Origin of the sequence: Sporofaciens sp. SGI.106 (genome assembly GCF_050314255.1) — a bacterium.
Lineage (GTDB): Bacteria > Bacillota > Clostridia > Lachnospirales > Lachnospiraceae > Claveliimonas.
Genome location: NZ_JBNPMZ010000003.1, coordinates 87,964 through 106,588, shown reverse-complemented (window position 1 = coordinate 106,588; position 18,625 = coordinate 87,964). Strand labels below are relative to the sequence as shown.

15 protein-coding genes are annotated in these 18,625 nt (G+C 45.5%); 14 read left to right on the top strand and 1 reads right to left on the bottom strand.

The window, feature by feature from the left end; translation table 11 throughout:
• Positions 1 to 108 precede the first annotated feature (108 nt).
• The 6 genes from ACQRCC_RS03580 (at position 109) to ACQRCC_RS03555 (ending at position 8,556) form a co-directional block, all read left to right on the top strand.
• Complete coding sequence (locus ACQRCC_RS03580) at positions 109 to 2,190, top strand: efflux RND transporter permease subunit (protein WP_427849431.1); 2,082 nt, start codon at positions 109 to 111, stop codon at positions 2,188 to 2,190.
• A 15-nt stretch (positions 2,191 to 2,205) separates the two neighbouring features.
• Positions 2,206 to 4,362, top strand: coding sequence for a hypothetical protein (locus tag ACQRCC_RS03575; protein ID WP_427849430.1), 2,157 nt, complete (start codon positions 2,206 to 2,208; stop codon positions 4,360 to 4,362).
• Between the two features lie 145 nt (positions 4,363 to 4,507).
• On the top strand, positions 4,508 to 5,260 hold the full coding sequence (locus tag ACQRCC_RS03570) for a class I SAM-dependent DNA methyltransferase (RefSeq protein WP_427849429.1): 753 nt from the start codon (positions 4,508 to 4,510) through the stop codon (positions 5,258 to 5,260).
• A 24-nt stretch (positions 5,261 to 5,284) separates the two neighbouring features.
• Positions 5,285 to 6,160, top strand: a complete 876-nt coding sequence (gene hslO / locus ACQRCC_RS03565) for an Hsp33 family molecular chaperone HslO (protein ID WP_427849428.1) — start codon at positions 5,285 to 5,287, stop codon at positions 6,158 to 6,160.
• Positions 6,161 to 6,185: 25 nt separating this feature from the next.
• Positions 6,186 to 8,114: an NAD(+) synthase gene (locus tag ACQRCC_RS03560; protein WP_427849427.1), complete on the top strand. Its 1,929-nt coding sequence runs from the start codon at positions 6,186 to 6,188 to the stop codon at positions 8,112 to 8,114.
• A gap of 28 nt (positions 8,115 to 8,142) precedes the next feature.
• Positions 8,143 to 8,556 carry a C-GCAxxG-C-C family protein gene (locus ACQRCC_RS03555; RefSeq protein WP_427849426.1) on the top strand — a complete coding sequence of 138 codons (414 nt, stop codon included), beginning with the start codon at positions 8,143 to 8,145 and terminating at the stop codon, positions 8,554 to 8,556.
• Between the two features lie 74 nt (positions 8,557 to 8,630).
• On the opposite strand, the gene ACQRCC_RS03550 is transcribed toward ACQRCC_RS03555, so the two are convergent.
• Complete coding sequence (locus ACQRCC_RS03550) at positions 8,631 to 9,314, bottom strand: S1 RNA-binding domain-containing protein (protein WP_427849425.1); 684 nt, start codon at positions 9,312 to 9,314, stop codon at positions 8,631 to 8,633.
• 175 nt (positions 9,315 to 9,489) lie between these two features.
• Here ACQRCC_RS03550 and ACQRCC_RS03545 point away from each other — a divergent pair, with 175 nt between their 5' ends.
• The 8 genes from ACQRCC_RS03545 to ACQRCC_RS03510 are packed head-to-tail and all read left to right on the top strand — an operon-like array spanning position 9,490 to position 18,517.
• The gene (locus tag ACQRCC_RS03545) at positions 9,490 to 11,136 is read left to right on the top strand and encodes a putative manganese-dependent inorganic diphosphatase (protein ID WP_427849424.1); all 1,647 of its coding nucleotides are present in this window, start codon (positions 9,490 to 9,492) and stop codon (positions 11,134 to 11,136) included.
• 17 nt (positions 11,137 to 11,153) lie between these two features.
• Entirely contained in the window at positions 11,154 to 11,780 is a 627-nt protein-coding gene (locus ACQRCC_RS03540) for a flavin reductase family protein (protein WP_427849423.1), read from the top strand.
• A 3-nt stretch (positions 11,781 to 11,783) separates the two neighbouring features.
• Positions 11,784 to 12,986 (top strand): SPFH domain-containing protein, encoded by a 1,203-nt coding sequence (locus ACQRCC_RS03535; RefSeq protein WP_427849422.1) that lies wholly within the window; start codon positions 11,784 to 11,786, stop codon positions 12,984 to 12,986.
• 14 nt (positions 12,987 to 13,000) lie between these two features.
• On the top strand, positions 13,001 to 14,065 hold the full coding sequence (locus tag ACQRCC_RS03530; protein ID WP_427849421.1) for a hypothetical protein: 1,065 nt from the start codon (positions 13,001 to 13,003) through the stop codon (positions 14,063 to 14,065).
• 21 nt (positions 14,066 to 14,086) lie between these two features.
• Entirely contained in the window at positions 14,087 to 14,905 is an 819-nt protein-coding gene (locus ACQRCC_RS03525; protein WP_427849420.1) for a TPM domain-containing protein, read from the top strand.
• An 8-nt stretch (positions 14,906 to 14,913) separates the two neighbouring features.
• A complete protein-coding gene (locus ACQRCC_RS03520; RefSeq protein WP_427849419.1) occupies positions 14,914 to 16,593 on the top strand; it encodes a histidine kinase N-terminal 7TM domain-containing protein in 1,680 nt (559 codons plus the stop codon).
• Complete coding sequence (locus ACQRCC_RS03515; protein WP_427849418.1) at positions 16,590 to 17,906, top strand: hypothetical protein; 1,317 nt, start codon at positions 16,590 to 16,592, stop codon at positions 17,904 to 17,906. The genes ACQRCC_RS03520 and ACQRCC_RS03515 overlap by 4 nt, the downstream gene beginning before the upstream one ends.
• Positions 17,888 to 18,517, top strand: a complete 630-nt coding sequence (locus ACQRCC_RS03510) for a LuxR C-terminal-related transcriptional regulator (RefSeq protein WP_427849417.1) — start codon at positions 17,888 to 17,890, stop codon at positions 18,515 to 18,517. Before ACQRCC_RS03515 ends, ACQRCC_RS03510 begins: the two co-directional genes overlap by 19 nt.
• Positions 18,518 to 18,625: the final 108 nt, after the last annotated feature.

Below are 18,625 nucleotides of genomic sequence, written 5' to 3'. Positions count from 1 at the left end.
AAGTCATAAAATATATTGACTAATAGTCATTTATGGTGTATAGTGCCTAATGTGATAAATGACTAATAGTCATTAAATGAATTAGATAAAAGAAAAGGAGCTGAAATTATGGTTGCATTCGGAAAGAAAGTGGTGAAATACAGGATACCGATTCTGATCATCAGCATTCTGCTTTTGATTCCTTCGGTATTCGGCTATGTGAACACCAGAGTAAACTACGATGTACTGACCTACCTCCCGGAAGATATTGAGACAATGAAGGGGCAGGAGATCATGATAGACGACTTCGGAACAGGAGCATTTTCCATGTTCATCGTTGATGGTATGGAGGATAAAAATGTCGCGAAACTAAAAGCAGAGATTGAGCAGGTGGATCATGTGACGAAGGTGCTCTGGTATGATTCTGTTGCAGACATTTCTGTTCCGGAGAGTATGCTGCCGGATGAAATTTACAAAGTATTTAATTCAGATACCGGAACGATGATGGCAATCTTTTTTGATGAGGGAACATCCGCGGATGCTACCATGGATGCCATTGCCGATATCAGAAAGCTGGCAGGGAAGCAGTGCTTTTTAAGCGGGATGTCGGCAATCGTTACAGATACCAGAGACCTGGCAGAAAAGGAGACACCGATTTATGTACTGATTGCGGTAGCGCTTTCCACACTGGTGCTTGGCCTTACCATGGATTCCTTTTTTGTACCGATCTTATTCCTGCTGAGTATCGGTATGGCAATTTTATATAATCTGGGAAGCAATTATTTCCTGGGAGAGATTTCCTATATTACAAAAGCGCTGACGGCGGTTCTTCAGCTTGGAGTTACCATGGACTATTCCATTTTCCTGATGCACAGCTATGAGGAACAGCAGGTTCGCTATGACGGAGATAAGAAAAGAGCAATGGCACATGCCATCTCCCAGACATTTTCATCGGTAATCGGAAGTTCGGTTACCACAGTGGCAGGCTTTATCGCCCTTTGCTTCATGAGCTTTACATTGGGAAAAGATATCGGAGTTGTTATGGCGAAGGGAGTTATTTTCGGAGTCATTACCTGTGTGACTATTCTCCCGTCCATGATCCTCTGCTGTGATAAGCTGATCGAGAAGACAAAGCACAAACCATTGCTTCCGGATATCAGCAAGATATCGGAAAAGGTTACCAAACGGTATCTGGTGTATGTTGTGATATTCCTGGTTCTTCTGGTTCCGGCAATCTACGGAAACAGTCATACGAAAGTATATTACAACCTGGATGAGACGCTTCCAAAAGATCTGCCCAGTATCATTGCAAATGAGAAGCTGAAGGAAGATTATGATATGAATACCACTCATATGCTTTTGATAGACAGCGCTGTTCCGTCTTCGGATGTCAATAAAATGCTGAAGAAGATTGAGAATGTAGATGGTGTGAAATGGGCTCTTGGTCTGGATAAACTGGTAGGACCGGGAATCCCCTCGGATATGATTCCGGATTCTGTGACAAAGATGCTGAAAAATGATAAATATCAGATGGTCCTGATCAATTCGGAATACAAGGTGGCAAGTGATGAGGTCAATGCACAAATTGCAGAGATTAACGATATTATGGATCAGTATGACGAAAATGCCATGCTGGTAGGAGAAGGACCGCTGACCAGCGATCTGATTTCCATCACAGATAGAGATTTTAAGACAGTCAGTGCCGTATCCATCGGAATTATATTTGTGATTATTATGATTCTGTTCGGTTCGGTTACCATTCCGGTGATTCTGGTAGGAGTCATTGAATTTGCCATATTTGTAAATATGGGTATTCCGTTTTATACAGGAACGACGCTGCCATTTGTGGCATCTATTGTAATTGGAACCATACAGCTTGGAGCAACGGTGGATTACGCGATTCTGATGACGACCCGGTACAAACGGGAGCGGAGTAGAGGTGCAGATAAATTCCACGCGATCACAACGGCGCATCAGGCATCAGCCCAGTCCATTATCGTAAGTGCGCTGAGTTTTTTTGCAGCAACCGTAGGTGTAGGACTTTATTCGAATATTGATATGATCAGTTCTCTCTGCATTCTGATGGCGAGAGGAGCAATTGTCAGTATGGTAGTGGTTGTGCTGGTTCTGCCATCCATGTTCATGGTATTTGACAAAGTAATTGTGAAGACAAGTAAGGATTTTCTGCCAAAAGGGGCAGCAGTAAAATAACGGGAGGTTCGTGTGATGAAGAAGAATATAAGAAAAAAAGTAGTAGCAGGCTCCATGGCATTCATTCTGACGATGGGAATGACAGGAACTTATGGTTATCAGAGATATCTGAATCAGGTGTATGCGGCTGAGACAACCGAGCTTCAGCAGATGGCTCAGGATGCACTGGGAGATTCTACCGGACTTAACGGTAATGAAACGGGAAAGGAAGAATCTGTGTATGTAAAGGCGGATACGACGGGAAATGTAACTTTGACTACTGTTACAGAGTGGCTTAGGAATCCGGGAAGCGGAGAGCTTTCCGATGTATCAGAGCTATCCGATATCAAAAATATCAAAGGCGATGAGACATTTACAGAGGGAAGCAATGGCAGCCTCAGCTGGAAATCAGAAGGACAGGACATTTATTATCAGGGAACGACGAAGAAAGAACTGCCGGTGGAGGTGAAGCTGTCCTACAAACTGGATGGAAAAGAGATCACTCCGGAAGATTTAAAGGGAAAAAGCGGTAAAGTGGAAATTCATATCGAATATCTGAATCATTCCAAAGAGATCGTTTCTGTAAATGGAAATGAGGAGGAGATGTTCACACCATTTACCATGATCACGGCAATGATGCTTCCAACGGATGAGTATACGAATGTGACGATAGACAGTGGAAAAATCGTTTCCGATGCGGATAAAAATATTGTGGTGGGACTTGGTTTTCCGGGACTTACGGAAAACCTGAATCTGGAAGACCTGGATATTGATATTCCGGAGAGTGTTACGATTACTGCGGATGTGAAAAATGCTTCCGTAGGTCCGACAATTACAGTGGCATCTTCCGATATTATGGAGAAATTCGGACTCAGCGATGTGACAGATTTCGACAGCTTTGGAGGTTCCATCGATGAGCTTGTCAATGCTGCACAGCAGCTGAAAGATGGTTCAGAAGAGGCAGCCAAGGGAGCCGCAACCTTATCAGAAGGTGCCGATACACTGGCAGAGGGAGCCGGAACGCTGGCTGCCGGTAACCAGTCTCTGGCCTCGGGTGTCAACACTCTGAATGAGAAATCCGGAGACCTGATCAGTGGCGTAAATGATCTGGCAGATGGCATTACTGCCTACACCGGAGGTGTGAGTGAACTGGCATCTAAGAGTGCTTTTCTGGCAGATGGCGCTCAGGGGATATCCGATGGAGCAGCAAGACTTCAAGTGGGTGTTGCAAGTGCAAAATCCGGTGCAGATGCTCTGGCAGCAGGACTTGGAGCAGCGAAGAATGGTGTGGACAGTCTTCCGGAAGGATTGGACAGTGTGGCTGGTGCGGTTGGAGCAGCGAAGAATAGCCTGGGTAGTATTACAGGAAGTTCTGTGATCACAGAGGATTCAAAAACTGCAATTGTAGCTTCGGCAACACAGAATGTAATCAGTTCCCTTCCGGCAGATCTGACAGAAGAACAGAGAGCCGCCATTGAATCCAGTGTTCGGGAAGCAATCAGCGGTGCAGTGGACAGCACACTGAATAACCAGACAGTAACAGTCAGCGGTACCGAGGCGGCAAATGCATATTTAAGCGGTGCTCTGGATGGAATCGGTCAGATTAATGGTAAAATCACAGATCCTCAGCAGGGTCTGCAGTCAGCAATGAATCAGCTGTATGCGGGAGCACTCAGTCTCCAGACCGGTCTTGGAGATGGACCGACCGGTAATGACGGATTAAGCAATGGAAGTGCTGCTCTTGCGGAAGGTGCCGGAACTCTGGCAGCCGGTACGAAAGCTCTGGCACAGGGCGCCGAAGGGCTGAATCAGAACAGCAGTCTTCTGAACATCGGCGGATCAAAGCTGAAAGAAGGCGGAGCTGCTCTGGCCTCCGGTGTGAGCCAGCTGGCAGAGGGAGCCGATACGGCAGCCAAAGGAGCCGGAACCCTGGCGGGCGGTGCGTCTGAACTGGCCAAAGGAGCATCGGCTTTGGCTGAAGGTAACCGTACTCTCGCAGATGGAATGGCAGAATTCAAAGCCGAAGGTGTGGATAAACTGGCAGAAATATTTGACGGAGATATCAGTAAAGTGACTGCAAGGATTCAGGCGATGAGTGATCTGGGATCATCCTACCGTTCATTCGCAGGAATCAAAGATGGTATGCAGGGAAGCACCAAATTCATCATAGAGACGGTAGGAGTGGAAGATTAATAGGGACGGTTCTCTGTCCTGGCTTGTCAGCAGACAGGAGAGAGAACCGTCCCCTTTTTGTCTCTTTCGTTATTTTGGTGGCAAATATCCATTTGTCGTGTTATAATTAGCACGAAGTGCTGGTTGAGTAAAGGATGTGAATATCATGGAGGCGTATACCGGTTTTGCGGAAGTTTACGACATTTTCATGGATAATGTGCCTTACGAAGAGTGGGCTGACTATATAGAGGATATACTGAAGGAGTACGGTATCGAAGATGGGCTGGTGCTGGATCTTGGCTGTGGCACCGGAAGCATGACTCAGGAGCTGGCAGGTCGTGGATATGACATGATCGGCGTGGATTATTCCGGCGAAATGCTGGAGATTGCCATGGATAAAAGAGAAAAGAGCGGAGCTGACATCCTGTATCTTCTTCAGGATATGCGTGAATTCGAGCTTTATGGTACGGTACGGGCGGTAGTCAGTGCCTGTGATTCCGTCAATTATATTACGGAAGAGGAGGAGCTTGTGCAGGTATTTCGCCTGGTGAATAATTATCTGGATCCGAAGGGCATTTTTCTCTTTGATTTCAATACGGAATACAAGTACCGGGAAGTTCTGGGAGAGAGTACGATTGCGGAGGATCGGGAAGAGTGTAGCTTTATCTGGGATAATTATTATGATGAAGAGGATCAGATCAATGAATATGAACTGACTCTGTTTATCCGGGAGAAGGAAGGTCTGTACCGCAAATATCAGGAGCAGCATTTCCAAAAGGCCTATACACTGGATACCATGAAGCGTCTGATAGAAGAATCCGGGCTTGTGTTTGAGACGGCCTATGATGCCTATACAAGAAACGCGCCGGGTGAGGATAGCGAACGTATCTGTGTGATTGCCCGGGAGCATGGAAAATAAATGAAAACGAGGGATAATAGATTTATGACAGATTATATAGTGAGAGCAACGGCTGCAAATAATCAGATTCGTGCATTTGCAGCTACAACGAGAGAAATGGTGGAGACTGCCAGAGAGCACCATGGGACAAGTCCTGTGGCTACGGCGGCACTGGGCCGGCTACTGACGGCAGGTGCCATGATGGGAAGCATGATGAAGAATGATACGGATATGCTGACCCTTCAGGTGCGTGGTGACGGTCCGCTCGGGGGGATTACGGTCACGGCAGACAGTCAGGGAAATGCCAAAGGCTATGTGCTGAATCCGGAGGCAATGATGCCGCCGAAGAATGGAAAGCTGGATGTAGGCGGTGCTGTGGGTATTGGGCTTCTGAACGTTATAAAAGATATGGGACTGAAAGAGCCTTATGTAGGACAGACCATACTGGTGACCAGTGAGATTGCGGAAGACCTGACTTATTATTTCGCTAATTCTGAGCAGGTGCCTTCTTCCGTAGGGCTGGGAGTTCTGATGGAAAAGGACAATAAGGTAAAGTGTGCAGGCGGATTTATCATTCAGCTTATGCCATTTGCTGAGGATAAGACCATTGACCAGCTGGAGGAGAATTTAAAAAGGGTAACTTCCGTAACAGAGCTTCTTGACAAAGGCTATACACCGGAACAGCTTCTGGAGGAGCTTCTGGGCAATCTGGGGCTTGAGATTACGGATACCATGCCGACCCGGTTTTACTGTAACTGTTCCAAAGAGCGTGTGGAGCAGGCTGTTGTCAGTATCGGAAGAAAAGAAATCCAGGAAATGATTGATGAAGGTAAGGATATAGAAGTGAAATGCCATTTCTGTAATACCGCATACACCTATACCATCGAGGAGTTAAAAGATATCATTAAACGCAGCAAATAAACAAAAATAATGCAGGAGGATAACTATGAAACAGGGATTTATAAAAGTGGCTGCTGTGACGCCGGATATCCGTGTGGCAGATGTTCAGTATAACACAGAGCAGATTTGCCGGATGATTGATGAGACCGTAGCAGAGGGAGCTAAGATAGTGGTATTTCCGGAGCTTTGTATTACCGGTTATACCTGCAGCGATTTATTTACACAGGAGGTTCTCCTGGATCACGCCAGAGAGGCACTCCGGGAAATTACAGCGTATACGGCAGAAAAGGACGCGTTGATTTTCGTAGGTGTACCGTTATCCGTGGAAGGAGAACTCTATAATGTGGCAGCTGCGCTGAACCATGGAGAAATCCTGGGACTTACCACCAAGACATTTCTGCCAAACTACGGCGAATTCTACGAGATGCGTCAGTTCAGTGCCGGCCCGGATGTGGCAAGAGAGATAGAATTTGACGGGAAGAAGGTACCTTTCGGTCCTCAGATCCTGTTTACGGCAAAAGGGATGGAGCAGCTGATCGTGTCCGCAGAAATCTGTGAGGATGTCTGGTCTCCGATTCCGCCAAGCATCAAGGCTGCCCGCGAGGGAGCAACAATTATTGTAAACTGTTCCGCCAGTGATGAGACGATCGGAAAGGCGGATTATCGCAAGAGCCTGATTGCGGGACAGTCTGCAAGACTGATTGCGGGATACGTGTATGCCAATGCCGGTGATGGAGAGTCTACCACTGACCTGGTATTTGGAGGGCACAATATTATTGCGGAGAATGGAGCAATACTCGGTGCGACAAAGAGATATCAGAACGGAGTAGTTTATTCCGAAATTGACGTGAAACGTCTCGTAAGCGAGAGAAGGAGAAATACCACTTTCCAGACTGCGAAGGAGCGCACGCTGATTCGGGTTCCATTTTCTGTAAAGATTGAGGAAACAGTCCTGACCAGATATTTTGCATCCAGACCATTTGTTCCGAGTCAGGAGGCAGAAAGGGCAAAAAGATGTGAAGAAATCCTGACCATTCAGGCAATGGGTCTGAAGAAGAGACTTGCTCATACTCATGCAAAGAGCGCAGTTGTAGGTATCTCCGGAGGACTGGATTCAACTCTGGCACTTCTGGTGATGGTAAAGGCTTTCGATGCACTTGAGATCAGCAGAGATCACATTATAGCAGTGACCATGCCCTGTTTTGGAACAACGGGAAGAACTTACAATAACGCCTGCAAGATGACGAGAAAACTGGGTGCCACTCTTCGGGAGGTACCGATCGCAGATTCTGTGACACAGCATTTTAAAGATATCGGACATGATATGGAAGATCACAGTGTAACATTTGAAAATGCACAGGCCAGAGAGAGAACCCAGGTGCTGATGGATATTGCCAATCAGGAAAATGGTATGGTTATCGGTACAGGTGACATGTCTGAGCTGGCACTGGGATGGGCAACCTATAATGGAGACCATATGTCCATGTACGGTGTAAATGGTTCTATTCCGAAGACACTGGTGCGCCATCTGGTACGTTATTATGCAGATACTACAGAGGATCAGGAACTTCGGGAGGTTCTGTACGATGTGCTGGATACTCCGGTAAGTCCGGAGCTGCTTCCACCGAAGGATGGAGAGATCGCACAGAAGACAGAGGATCTGGTAGGACCATATGAGCTGCACGATTTCTATCTGTATTACATGCTTCGTTTCGGATACGAACCGACAAAAATATTCCGGCTCGCAAAGAGAGCATTTGCAGGAGAATATGACGATGCTACTATTCTGAAATGGCTTCGTACCTTCTGCTGGAGATTCTTCAGTCAGCAGTTCAAGCGATCCTGTCTGCCGGATGGTCCGAAGGTAGGTAGTGTTGCTCTGTCACCGAGAGGTGACTGGAGAATGCCAAGTGACGCGTGTGTGGCAAGCTGGATCCGGGATCTGGAGAAGATTCAGCCTGAGGCAGATGCATAGTCGGTAATGCCAGAAAGGGGAAACCGGGATGGAACAGAGAAAAGAAATAGCAGTAGAGAAGTTTAAAAAAGGATATAACTGCTGTCAGGCAGTGGCATGTACTTACTGTGAATCCTTTGGTGTAAAAGAAGAGGATGTTTTCCGTATGACGGAGGGATTTGGTTCCGGAATGGGAGGGCTTAAAGATACCTGCGGTGCGGTGACAGGCATGTTTCTGACATTAAGTCTTGCCAACAGTGCGGGAGATATGACTCAGCCGAAGCTTACAAAGATGGATACTTATGCTAAATTCCAGGCAGCAGCGGCAAAATTCAAAGAAAAGCATCCATCAATTTATTGCAGGGATCTTCTAACAGATAAAGGTCAGCAGCCGGTACATTGCTGTATCCGGTGTGTGGAAGATGCGGCAGAGATCGTGGATGAATTTCTGAAGGATATGTAATTATCCCACGTAAAAGGGGCATTGCAAAATAGATGAGTAGTCATCTTTTTGTAACGCCCCTTTATATACTGCTTTTATGAAAGCTTCAGCCCTTTGAATAAGTCACCGAGGCTCGTGCCGATGTTTTCGGATTTTGGTATCTCTACCTTTTCTTCCGGTTCCTCGACTACTTCCTCCAGTGCTTTCATGCTGAGGCTGATCTTGCCGTCTTTGACGCCGATAACCTTTACGGTAACCTCATCACCGGTATTTAATACATCTTTCGGTGATTTTACACGCTTCTGGCTGATCTGGGATACGTGTACCAAACCGGATAATCCGTTCTCCAGACGTACGAACGCGCCGTAATTCTGAAGGCTCTCTACTGTTCCGTTAAGAACACTTCCTACTTTGACGCTGGCAAGCTTTGCTTCCATTTCCTGTTTTTCCTTTTCCTTCAGAATCTCCCGTGCGGATAATACCAGACGGTTCTCAGCCTGGTCTACATCAATAACCCGAACCTCGATATCTTTAAGAAGATAGGATTCCAGATCCTCGATATAGGAGAGAGACAGTTTGGAAGCAGGGATAAAGCCGCGCAGACCTTCTACCATTGCAATGGCACCGCCATTTACGATACCCTCTACCTTGACCGGAAGATTGGTGCCTTTTTCCATATAATCCTGTACAACATTCCATGGATTGGCGTCATCAAAGTGTGCTTCATAATCGGCCATGGATTCTTCTGTCTGGTTTTCCTGTAACAATTCTTCGCTCATAGTGAATAGTCCTTTCTCATTCCGTAATTTTTTCATAAGGATAGTATAGCACATAAGGAGGTGTATTTGAAAGAAAAAAAGAGGAAAGTCTTATTTTCAGGTTGAGGGGGGCTTAAAAAAATGTTAATCTTACTTTGAGAGGTTTTGGTGCCTTAATTGTGAAAGGAAGAAAAGTATGGAAAAAAAATCAGGGAAAATATACGTAGTGGGACACAAGAATCCGGATACAGATTCCATTTGTTCCGCCATTGCATATGCACATTTGAAGAGAGAAATGACCGGAGGAGACTATATCGCAAAGCGGGCCGGTCAGATTAATGAGGAGACACAGTATGTGCTCCGCAGATTTAAGGTGGATGCGCCAAGATATCTTGCAGATGTAAAGCTGCAGGTAAAGGATATGGATATTCATAAGATCAAAGGTGTTGCACCGAATGTGTCCATCAAAGATACCTGGGAATTAATGAAAAAAGAAGGGGTAAAGACGATTCCGGTACTGAAGGATGGAGAGCTGATGGGTGTTATTTCTACAGGAGATATTGCTACATCTTATATGGATGTGTATGGAAGTACGATTCTTGCAGAGGCAAGAACCCAGTATAAGAATATTATTGAAACTCTGGATGGAACTCTGGTGACGGGAAACGAGCATGGATATTTTGTAAAAGGAAAGGTAACCATCGGTGCGTCCAGCCCGGATATGATGCAGGAATTTATACAGAAGGATGACCTGGTAATTCTGGGAAACCGTTATGAATCTCAGGCCTGCGCGGTTAATATCGATGCCAGCTGTATGGTCATCTGCCAGAATGCAGAGGTTTCGGAGGAATTGATCCGTAAGGCAGAGGAGCAGAGTATTGTTATTATACGAACTCCTTATGATACATTTACGGCAGCCCGGCTTATTAATCAGAGTATTCCGGTGAAATATTTTATGAGTAAGGGACCGCTGGTGACTTTCCGGATGAATGATTATGTAGATGACATTAAGGAAGTTATGACTCAGAAGAAATACCGTGATTTCCCGATCCTGGATCGTCATGGCAATTTCAAGGGATTTATTTCCAGACGCCGTTTCATGAGTGTGAGCAAGAAGCGGGTGATTCTGGTGGATCATAATGAGAAATCTCAGGCGGTGGACGGTATTGAAGAAGCAGAGATCATGGAGATCATCGATCACCACAGACTGGGAAATATTGAAACAATGGGACCGGTATTTTTCCGGAATCAGCCGGTGGGATGTACGGCTACGATTGTCTATCAGATGTATCAGGAATCAGGTGTGGAGATTACACCGACGATAGCCGGACTGCTTTGCTCCGCTATTGTGTCAGATACACTGTTATTCCGCTCCCCAACCTGTACGGTGGTAGATGAACTGGCTGCACAGACGCTTGCGAAGATTGCAGATGTCAATCTGGATGAGCTGGCTGCAGAGATGTTCAATGCGGGAAGCAATCTTAAGGGAAAGACACCGGAGGAAATCTGTTTCCAGGATTTCAAGCAGTTTACGGTGGGAGAAAAGGTCTTTGGTGTGGGCCAGATCAATTCCATGAGTAAGGATGAATTGAAAGAAATCAAGGAAATGCTGACACCGCATCTTCCAAAAGCATTGAAAGAGCATAATCTGAATATGATTTATTTTATGCTGACGGACATTCTGGATGAATCGACAGAGCTTCTCTGCTGTGGTCAGGGAGCAAAAGCACCGATCATTGACGCCTTCAATCTGCCGGAAGATGGATCTCACATGATATTAAAGGGTGTGGTATCCCGTAAGAAGCAGCTGATACCAACGCTGGTGGGAGCGCTGCAACAGTAAGAGAGGAAAATAAAGTTATGGCAAAGCAAACATGGAAACCAGGCAATATGCTTTATCCGCTTCCGGCGGTTATGGTAAGTGCTGCAGACCGGGAAGGAAATCAGAATATTATCACAGTAGCATGGACGGGGACGGTGTGTACCAACCCGCCCATGCTCTATATATCTGTGAGACCGGAGAGGTATTCCTACCGTATGATACGCGAAACAAAAGAATTTGTGGTGAATCTTACGACGGAGAAGCTGGCGCGGGCAACGGACTGGTGCGGAGTGAAATCCGGAAGAGATGGTGATAAGTGGAAGGAAATGAAGCTGACACCGGAGAAGGCCAAGAAGCTTCAGTATGCTCCGCTTATAAAAGAAAGCCCGGTAAATATTGAGTGCCGTGTGGTGGAAATAAAAGAGCTTGGAAGTCATCATATGTTTCTGGCGGAGGTTGTGGCAGTTCATGTAGATGAGGCATATATGAAGGAAAACGGAAAGTTCGAACTGAACGATACGGGCCTTCTGGCTTATTCCCACGGGACATATCTTGGCCTTGGCAGGAAGATAGGGACATTTGGGTACAGTGTTGTGAAAAAGAAGAAAACCGGAAGACCTGAGAAACGGAAAAATTCCGGAAAAGTAAAAACGAAAGGAAGATAAGATATGGGACTTATTAAAGCAGGAATGGGAGCTCTTGGCGGTTCAATGGCAGATCAGTGGAAGGAGTTTTTCTACTGCGAGGCAATGGACAAAGAAGTGATGGTGAAAAAGGGACAAAAGCGTATTACCGGTCGTTCTTCCAATACGAAAGGGAATGACAATATTATTTCCAGCGGATCGGGAATTGCGGTGGCAGATGGCCAGTGTATGATGATTGTAGAGCAGGGAAAGATTGTAGAGGTATGTGCAGAACCGGGAGAATATACCTACAATACATCTACAGAGCCCAGTATTTTTGCGGGAAATCTCGGAGACAGCATTAAAGCAACCTTCCGGACCATTGGAAAACGTTTCACGTATGGTGGAGATACGGGAAAAGATCAGCGCGTTTATTATTTTAACACGAAAGAATTGATGGATAATAAATTCGGCACACCGAATCCGATCCCGTTCCGGGTGGTTGACCGCAATATTGGATTGGATATTGATGTATCTGTCAGATGTTCCGGTGTTTATTCTTATAAAATCACTAATCCGCTTCTGTTTTATACAAATGTGTGTGGAAATGTGGAACAGGAATATGATCGCGAAGAGATTGAAAGCCAGTTAAAAACAGAATTTATCAGTGCTCTTCAACCGGCATTTGCAAAAATTTCCGAACTGCAGATTCGGCCGAATGCACTTCCGGGTCATGCAGAGGAGCTGTCAGAGGCAATGAATCAGGCTCTTACAAAAAAATGGGCAGAGCTTCGCGGGCTTTCTGTTATATCCATAGCTATGAATACCATTTCGCTTCCGGAAGAAGATGCTGAGATGATCAAGCAGGCACAGAAAGCTGCAATCATGCGTGATCCTACTATGGCAGCTGCAACACTTACAGGAGCACAGGCTGATGCTATGAAAGCAGCGGCAAATAATCCCAATGGTGCCATGATGGGATTCATGGGAATGGGCATGGCTCAGCAGGCAGGTGGCATAAATGCACAGAATTTGTTTGCCATGGGACAGCAGCAACAGGGAGGCTGGACCTGTACATGTGGAACGGTAAATAAAGGCAAATTCTGTACAGAGTGTGGGGCGAAGAAACCTGCAGCAGCTCCGTTATATCGCTGTGATAAATGTGGCTGGGAGCCTGCAGATCCGAAGAATCCTCCGAAATTCTGTCCGGAATGTGGTGATCCCTTTAATGAAAATGACATCCGTTAGGAGAGGAGAAATCTATGTCAGATATAATAGAATATAAATGTCCTGCCTGTGGCGGAGCCATGGAATTTGACAGTAAGAGCCAGCAGATGAAATGCCCGTATTGTGATACACAGATGAGTATTGAAGAGTATCAGCAGATGCAGCAACAGCAGGCAGACTGGCAGGCAAAAGGTGACGGAAACTGGCAGGAGGGTGAGACGGATGGAATGCACATCTATGTCTGCGAATCCTGCGGTGGGGAAATTATTGCAGATGACAGTACCGGTGCAACTACCTGTCCTTTCTGTGGTAACCGTGTAGTAATGAAAGGTCAGTTTGCCGGAGACTTAAAGCCAGACTATATTATTCCATTTAAACTGGATAAGAAGGATGCGAAAGAAGCCTATCACAGGCATTTATCTGGAAAGAAGTTTCTGCCTGCTATTTTCAAAGAGGAAAACCATATTGATGAAATCAAAGGAGTCTATGTTCCGTTCTGGCTGTTTGACGCGGATGTGGAAGCAGATATTACATATAATGCCCAGAAGACGCGGGTATGGAGAACCGGTGATGTGGAATATACGGAACATTCCTTTTATCAGGCACAAAGAGCCGGTGGAATCAGCTTTCAGCACATTCCGGCGGATGGGTCAGTAAAAATGGACGATACGCTGATGGAATCCATAGAGCCTTATGATTTCTCGGAGGCTGTTCCGTTTCAGACGGCATATCTGGCCGGATATGTGGCCGACCGCTATGATGTGGATAAAGATGAACGGATGAAGCGTGCCGAAGAAAGAATGAAACGCAGTGCAGAGGATTCATTTGCAAATACAGTAACAGGATATCATTCCGTGATGACGGCACAGAGTCATGTAAATATCTGTAATGCAAAATATAGTTATGCGCTATATCCTGTATGGATTCTGAATACTACATGGAATGGTGAAAAATATACTTTTGCCATGAATGGACAGACCGGAAAGATGGTAGGTGATCTTCCTGCAGACAAAGGAGCTTTCTGGCGATTTGTTGCAACATGGGGAGTAATTACAGGGGCAATCCTGTATGCTCTCACGTGGGTAATCATGCTGATATAGAATGGAAGGGCGGACAGGAAAATGAAGAAACGGTTATTTACGATATTATTTACAGTTATTTTGATTTTCTCCACAGTACTTCCGGTATCAGCAGCAGTGGAAGAAATGCCACCCGAGCGGCTTTTGCCGCGTCTTGTAGATGAAGCGGATCTCCTGACAGATGAGGAAGAGGCAGATATTTTGGAGCAGCTCGATGAGATCAGTGAACGGCAGGAATGTGATGTTGCAGTAGTGACGGTCGACGGGTTGGATGGTAAGAGTGCCATGGAATATGCCGATGATTTCTATGATTATAATGGTTATGGGTTCGGCGAGGAAAAAGACGGTATCCTGCTTCTGGTCAGTATGGAGGAAAGAGATTGGTATATTTCTACCTGTGGTTTCGGAATTACAGCACTGACTGATGCAGGTATAGAGTATGTGGCAGATGAATTCTTACCAATGCTCAGTGACGGAGATTACAGTGACGCATTTGAAAAATATGCAGAGCTTTGCGACAATTTTATTACACAGGCAAGGACCGGGGAGCCATATGATGTGGGAAATCTTCCCAAAGGAACGGTTCCGGCTTTCTGGATATTCGTGGATCTGTTGATTGGATTTGTGATTGCGCTTATTATTGGTATGATAAAAAAATCAGCTTTGAAATCAGTGGTTAAAAATACACAGGCGCAGGACTATATGGTTTCGGGAAGTATGGTTCTTACAAAAAACTGGGATCATCTGGTGAATAAGACCGTCACAACCAGGAAGATTGAGAGAAATGAAAACAGTGGAGGAAGCAGCACTCACACCAGTTCATCAGGAAGAACACACGGAGGCGGAGGCGGAAAATTCTGACGGGGAATATGTTAAATTATGCTGGAAGTAAAGAAACGAAAATTCTGAATACAGTCTGTATTATGCTGGTGTTGTTTTCCGGCGTGGCACGTCTTTTGCTGTACGGAACAGAGATTACTCATAATATTATTATTTATGCATTTTATTCGACAGCAGCGTTTATCTGGATCTCGCAGATCAGAAGGCGTGTTCTTCAGCCGGAAGTGCGAAGGAATCTAATTGCGGCTGCATATCTGATGGTTTTTTGGATGGGGCTTCGGACTGTAAAGTATATGTTCCTTTTGAGGGGACATTTTACAGAGCGATATGCCTGGTATCTGTACTACATTCCTCAGACATTTTGTGTGCTTCTGATGTTTTTTTCAGTACTTTATATTGGGCGTCCGTATGACCGTCCCATCAGTCGGTTGTGGAAACTGCTTTACATACCTGCGATTATTATTACAGCCGGAATTCTGACCAACGATATGCACCAGCTGGCATTTCGGTTCCCGGAGGGTATGATAAACTCGAGTGATACACCATATATACATGGTCCATTTTATTTTGCAGCTCTGCTGTGGATTTTTGTGCTTTTCACTGCCATATTGGCGATTGTACTGATTCGGTGTGCCGTACCGGGAAGGCGCAGAAAGGTCTGGATATCACTGGTGCCGTTAGGTGTTGGAATCTGTTATCTTGTGATGTTTTTTGTTGATCCGGATAATATTCTGCAATTTATGTTCAGGGTACCGGAAATGGTCTGCGTGATATTTGCCGCATTTATGGAGGGACTTATCGCGACACATCTTCTTCCTTCGAATGACGGATACGGTGACTTCTGGAATGCGTCGTCAATAGGTGCAGGGATTATGGATAAAGATGGAGTGATCCGCTATCGCTCGGAACAGAATGTGTCACCATCCCCGGAACAGATCCTGGAAGCGCAGGAACATGAAGTATTGCTTAAGGATGGCAATGTCAGTCTGAGAAGCCATGCAGTACAGGGAGGTTATGGGTACTGGACCAGAGATATTTCAGAGATTAATCATCTGAATCGGGAGCTTGAAGAACTGGGAGATGTACTGGCTGAAGAAAATGCTATGCTGGATGCGGAAAATAAACTGGCGGAGAGCCGGTTTCGTATTGAGCAGCAGAACAAATTATATGACAGTATTACAGAGAGTGTCCGTCTTCAGATTGACAGACTGAGCAGTTTGCTGGATGGTCTTTCGTCTGAAGAAGAGCAGTTTGAGCAGACAATGAAATTTGCCTGTATTCTGAATGCATACATTAAACGCCATTCGAATCTTTTGCTTCTTTGTCATCAGGGGCGGGAGATTCATGGCGAAGAGCTTCATCTGGCGATTGCAGAATCACTGGAATATGTGCGACTGTACGGAATTAAGACTTATGGGTCCTATCGTGTGAAAGGAACCCTTCCGGGAGAGAGTATCCTGACAGCATATGAACTGGTTGAGGCGGTACTGGAAGCGGGGATTCCCGGTACAGATGCGGTACTTGTTAATCTGAATATATCGGAAGACGTACTTGCTTTAAGAATGGAACTGAACAATCCGAGGAAGGTGCTGTCAAATCGCAGTATTCAGGATAAGATTGAAAAATTACATGGAACGCTGGAGATAGAAAAGGATCAGCAGACAGAGTATATTTCTCTTGCTTTGCCATTGGGAGGTGAATGGTTATGACGATATGCCGTGAGCTTTCCAGTATGCAGATATTGCCGCTTGGAATATGTGGGGTGCTGGTTTTAACAGCGGCTTTGCTGATTTTTGTAAATTCCTATGTAATGCAGCTTCAATGGAAATACCGGGGGATTTCCGGTATGTTGGCGCTGTCAGCCTTGTTTTTATTGCAGGGACTTGCGGATACAGGCATAAGTTTGGAATGTGGGTTTTCGTTTTCATTTTTTGCTATTGTGGTGGGAAATCTCCCGTGGTTAGGGATTGTCTTCCTTATGACGGTGATAAGTATTGCTGAAGTGAAATTTATTATCCAGATTAAGCAGAAACGTAAAAATATGCTGACACCTGATGCTATTAAAGAGAGTCTTGATGCACTGCCGGACGGAATCTGTTTTTTTGCTGAAGATGGACAGCCACTTCTGGTTAATGAACAGATGCAAAAACTTAGTGGAGAATTGGTTGACACGGAGATTTTGAATGGTGAGTTGTTTTTTGACAGACTGAAAAGAAAAACAGTCGGAGAAGACAGTGAGATCATTCGTACAGAGCCAACTGTAATTGCCCGGACCGGAGACGAAAAGGTCTGGGATTTTCACAGGAACATACTGAAGGTAGGACATCAGAGATTACAGGAGCTGGTGGCTTACGATGTGACAAAGCAGTATGGGCTTAGGAGAGAGCTGGAGGAACGAAATGAGGCGCTTAGTTGCGTAAATGAGAGACTGCGCAGGTACAGCCGGGAGGTAGAACATATCACAAGAGAGAAGGAGATTTTGGCTGCAAAGATGCGGGTGCATGACGATGTGGGGCGGTCATTGCTTGCATTTCGTTCTTACCTTGCTCAGTCAGGAAAGATGAGGGACCGCGATAAACTGCTGATTTTATGGAGACATACTATTTCTGTGATGAAGAATGAGGCTGCGCTGCCAGCGCAGAATAATGACTGGGAGATGCTTTTGGAGGCGGCAGAATCTGTGGATGTGGCTCTTGTTCGAGACGGGGAATTTCCGGAAGATAAGAAGAACAGAGCCGTTCTGATGGCTGCAATCCATGAATGCCTGACAAATACAGTTAAGCATGCAGACGGTAACCGATTGATTATTGCAGTCAGACAAAGTGACAGGAATATTATGGCAGAGCTTTCCAACAACGGGCACTCTCCGGCTGGCGAGATCAGAGAGACCGGAGGTTTAAAAAATCTTCGTCATATGGTAGAATCGGCAGGTGGAGACATGAAGATAGAGAGTATGCCCCGTTTTGTACTGCGGGTGTTACTTCCGAAAGGGGATGAAGAGGAATGGGCAGAACAAGAGTAATGATTGTAGATGATCAATATATCTCACGACAGCTTTTTGAGATGTATGTAAAGTCATCAGAAAACTATGAGTTGGTATATGCAATAGAATCGGCGGCCTTTGCTGATACCTTTGTACTGAAGAACTCGATTGACCTTGTGCTTATGGATATTTTAATGAATGATGGATCCAATGGATTGGAAGCTGCTGCAAGAATCAAGAAGAACCGTCCGAATATAAAAATCATTGCTGTTACGTCTATGCCGGAAGCATCCTGGCTTAACAGGGCGCGGAAAATAGGCATCGAAAGCTTCTGGTTTAAGGAGGCATCCAGTGAGACCATTCTCGAAGTGATGGACCGGACAATGGCTGGAGAATCGGTTTATCCGGATCATGTGCCAATGGTAAAATTAGGTCTTAGCAACAGCGGGGAGTTTACCGAGCGGGAGCTGGAAGTGCTTCGTGTAATGACGACAGGGGTGTCCAATGCCATCATTGCACAGAAGCTTGGAATCACAGAAAATACTGTGAAGAATCACATTCGTCATATGATGGAAAAAACCGGATGTGGAAGCAGGACGGAACTTGCTATTGAGGCAAGGGTCAGCGGAATTGTAGTAAATATTGATTAGAGATTGCAGTGTCTGAGATTGCGCCTGGTGCGCAATCTTTTTTGCTCTATAGGAAACTGCGTTTCCATAAAGCAAAAACCCTCCATGGGCGGAACTCTTTGTTCCTTT

Excerpts from the sequence above, each read along its gene's own strand:
- ACQRCC_RS03580 (WP_427849431.1), top strand. The coding sequence starts at position 109 with ATGGTTGCATTCGGAAAGAAAGTGGTGAAATACAGGATACCGATTCTG.
- ACQRCC_RS03575 (WP_427849430.1), top strand. The coding sequence starts at position 2,206 with ATGAAGAAGAATATAAGAAAAAAAGTAGTAGCAGGCTCCATGGCATTC.
- ACQRCC_RS03570 (WP_427849429.1), top strand. The coding sequence starts at position 4,508 with ATGGAGGCGTATACCGGTTTTGCGGAAGTTTACGACATTTTCATGGAT.
- hslO (WP_427849428.1), top strand. The coding sequence starts at position 5,285 with ATGACAGATTATATAGTGAGAGCAACGGCTGCAAATAATCAGATTCGT.
- ACQRCC_RS03560 (WP_427849427.1), top strand. The coding sequence starts at position 6,186 with ATGAAACAGGGATTTATAAAAGTGGCTGCTGTGACGCCGGATATCCGT.
- ACQRCC_RS03555 (WP_427849426.1), top strand. The coding sequence starts at position 8,143 with ATGGAACAGAGAAAAGAAATAGCAGTAGAGAAGTTTAAAAAAGGATAT.
- ACQRCC_RS03550 (WP_427849425.1), bottom strand. The coding sequence starts at position 9,314 with ATGAGCGAAGAATTGTTACAGGAAAACCAGACAGAAGAATCCATGGCC.
- ACQRCC_RS03545 (WP_427849424.1), top strand. The coding sequence starts at position 9,490 with ATGGAAAAAAAATCAGGGAAAATATACGTAGTGGGACACAAGAATCCG.
- ACQRCC_RS03540 (WP_427849423.1), top strand. The coding sequence starts at position 11,154 with ATGGCAAAGCAAACATGGAAACCAGGCAATATGCTTTATCCGCTTCCG.
- ACQRCC_RS03535 (WP_427849422.1), top strand. The coding sequence starts at position 11,784 with ATGGGACTTATTAAAGCAGGAATGGGAGCTCTTGGCGGTTCAATGGCA.
- ACQRCC_RS03530 (WP_427849421.1), top strand. The coding sequence starts at position 13,001 with ATGTCAGATATAATAGAATATAAATGTCCTGCCTGTGGCGGAGCCATG.
- ACQRCC_RS03525 (WP_427849420.1), top strand. The coding sequence starts at position 14,087 with ATGAAGAAACGGTTATTTACGATATTATTTACAGTTATTTTGATTTTC.
- ACQRCC_RS03520 (WP_427849419.1), top strand. The coding sequence starts at position 14,914 with ATGTTAAATTATGCTGGAAGTAAAGAAACGAAAATTCTGAATACAGTC.
- ACQRCC_RS03515 (WP_427849418.1), top strand. The coding sequence starts at position 16,590 with ATGACGATATGCCGTGAGCTTTCCAGTATGCAGATATTGCCGCTTGGA.
- ACQRCC_RS03510 (WP_427849417.1), top strand. The coding sequence starts at position 17,888 with ATGGGCAGAACAAGAGTAATGATTGTAGATGATCAATATATCTCACGA.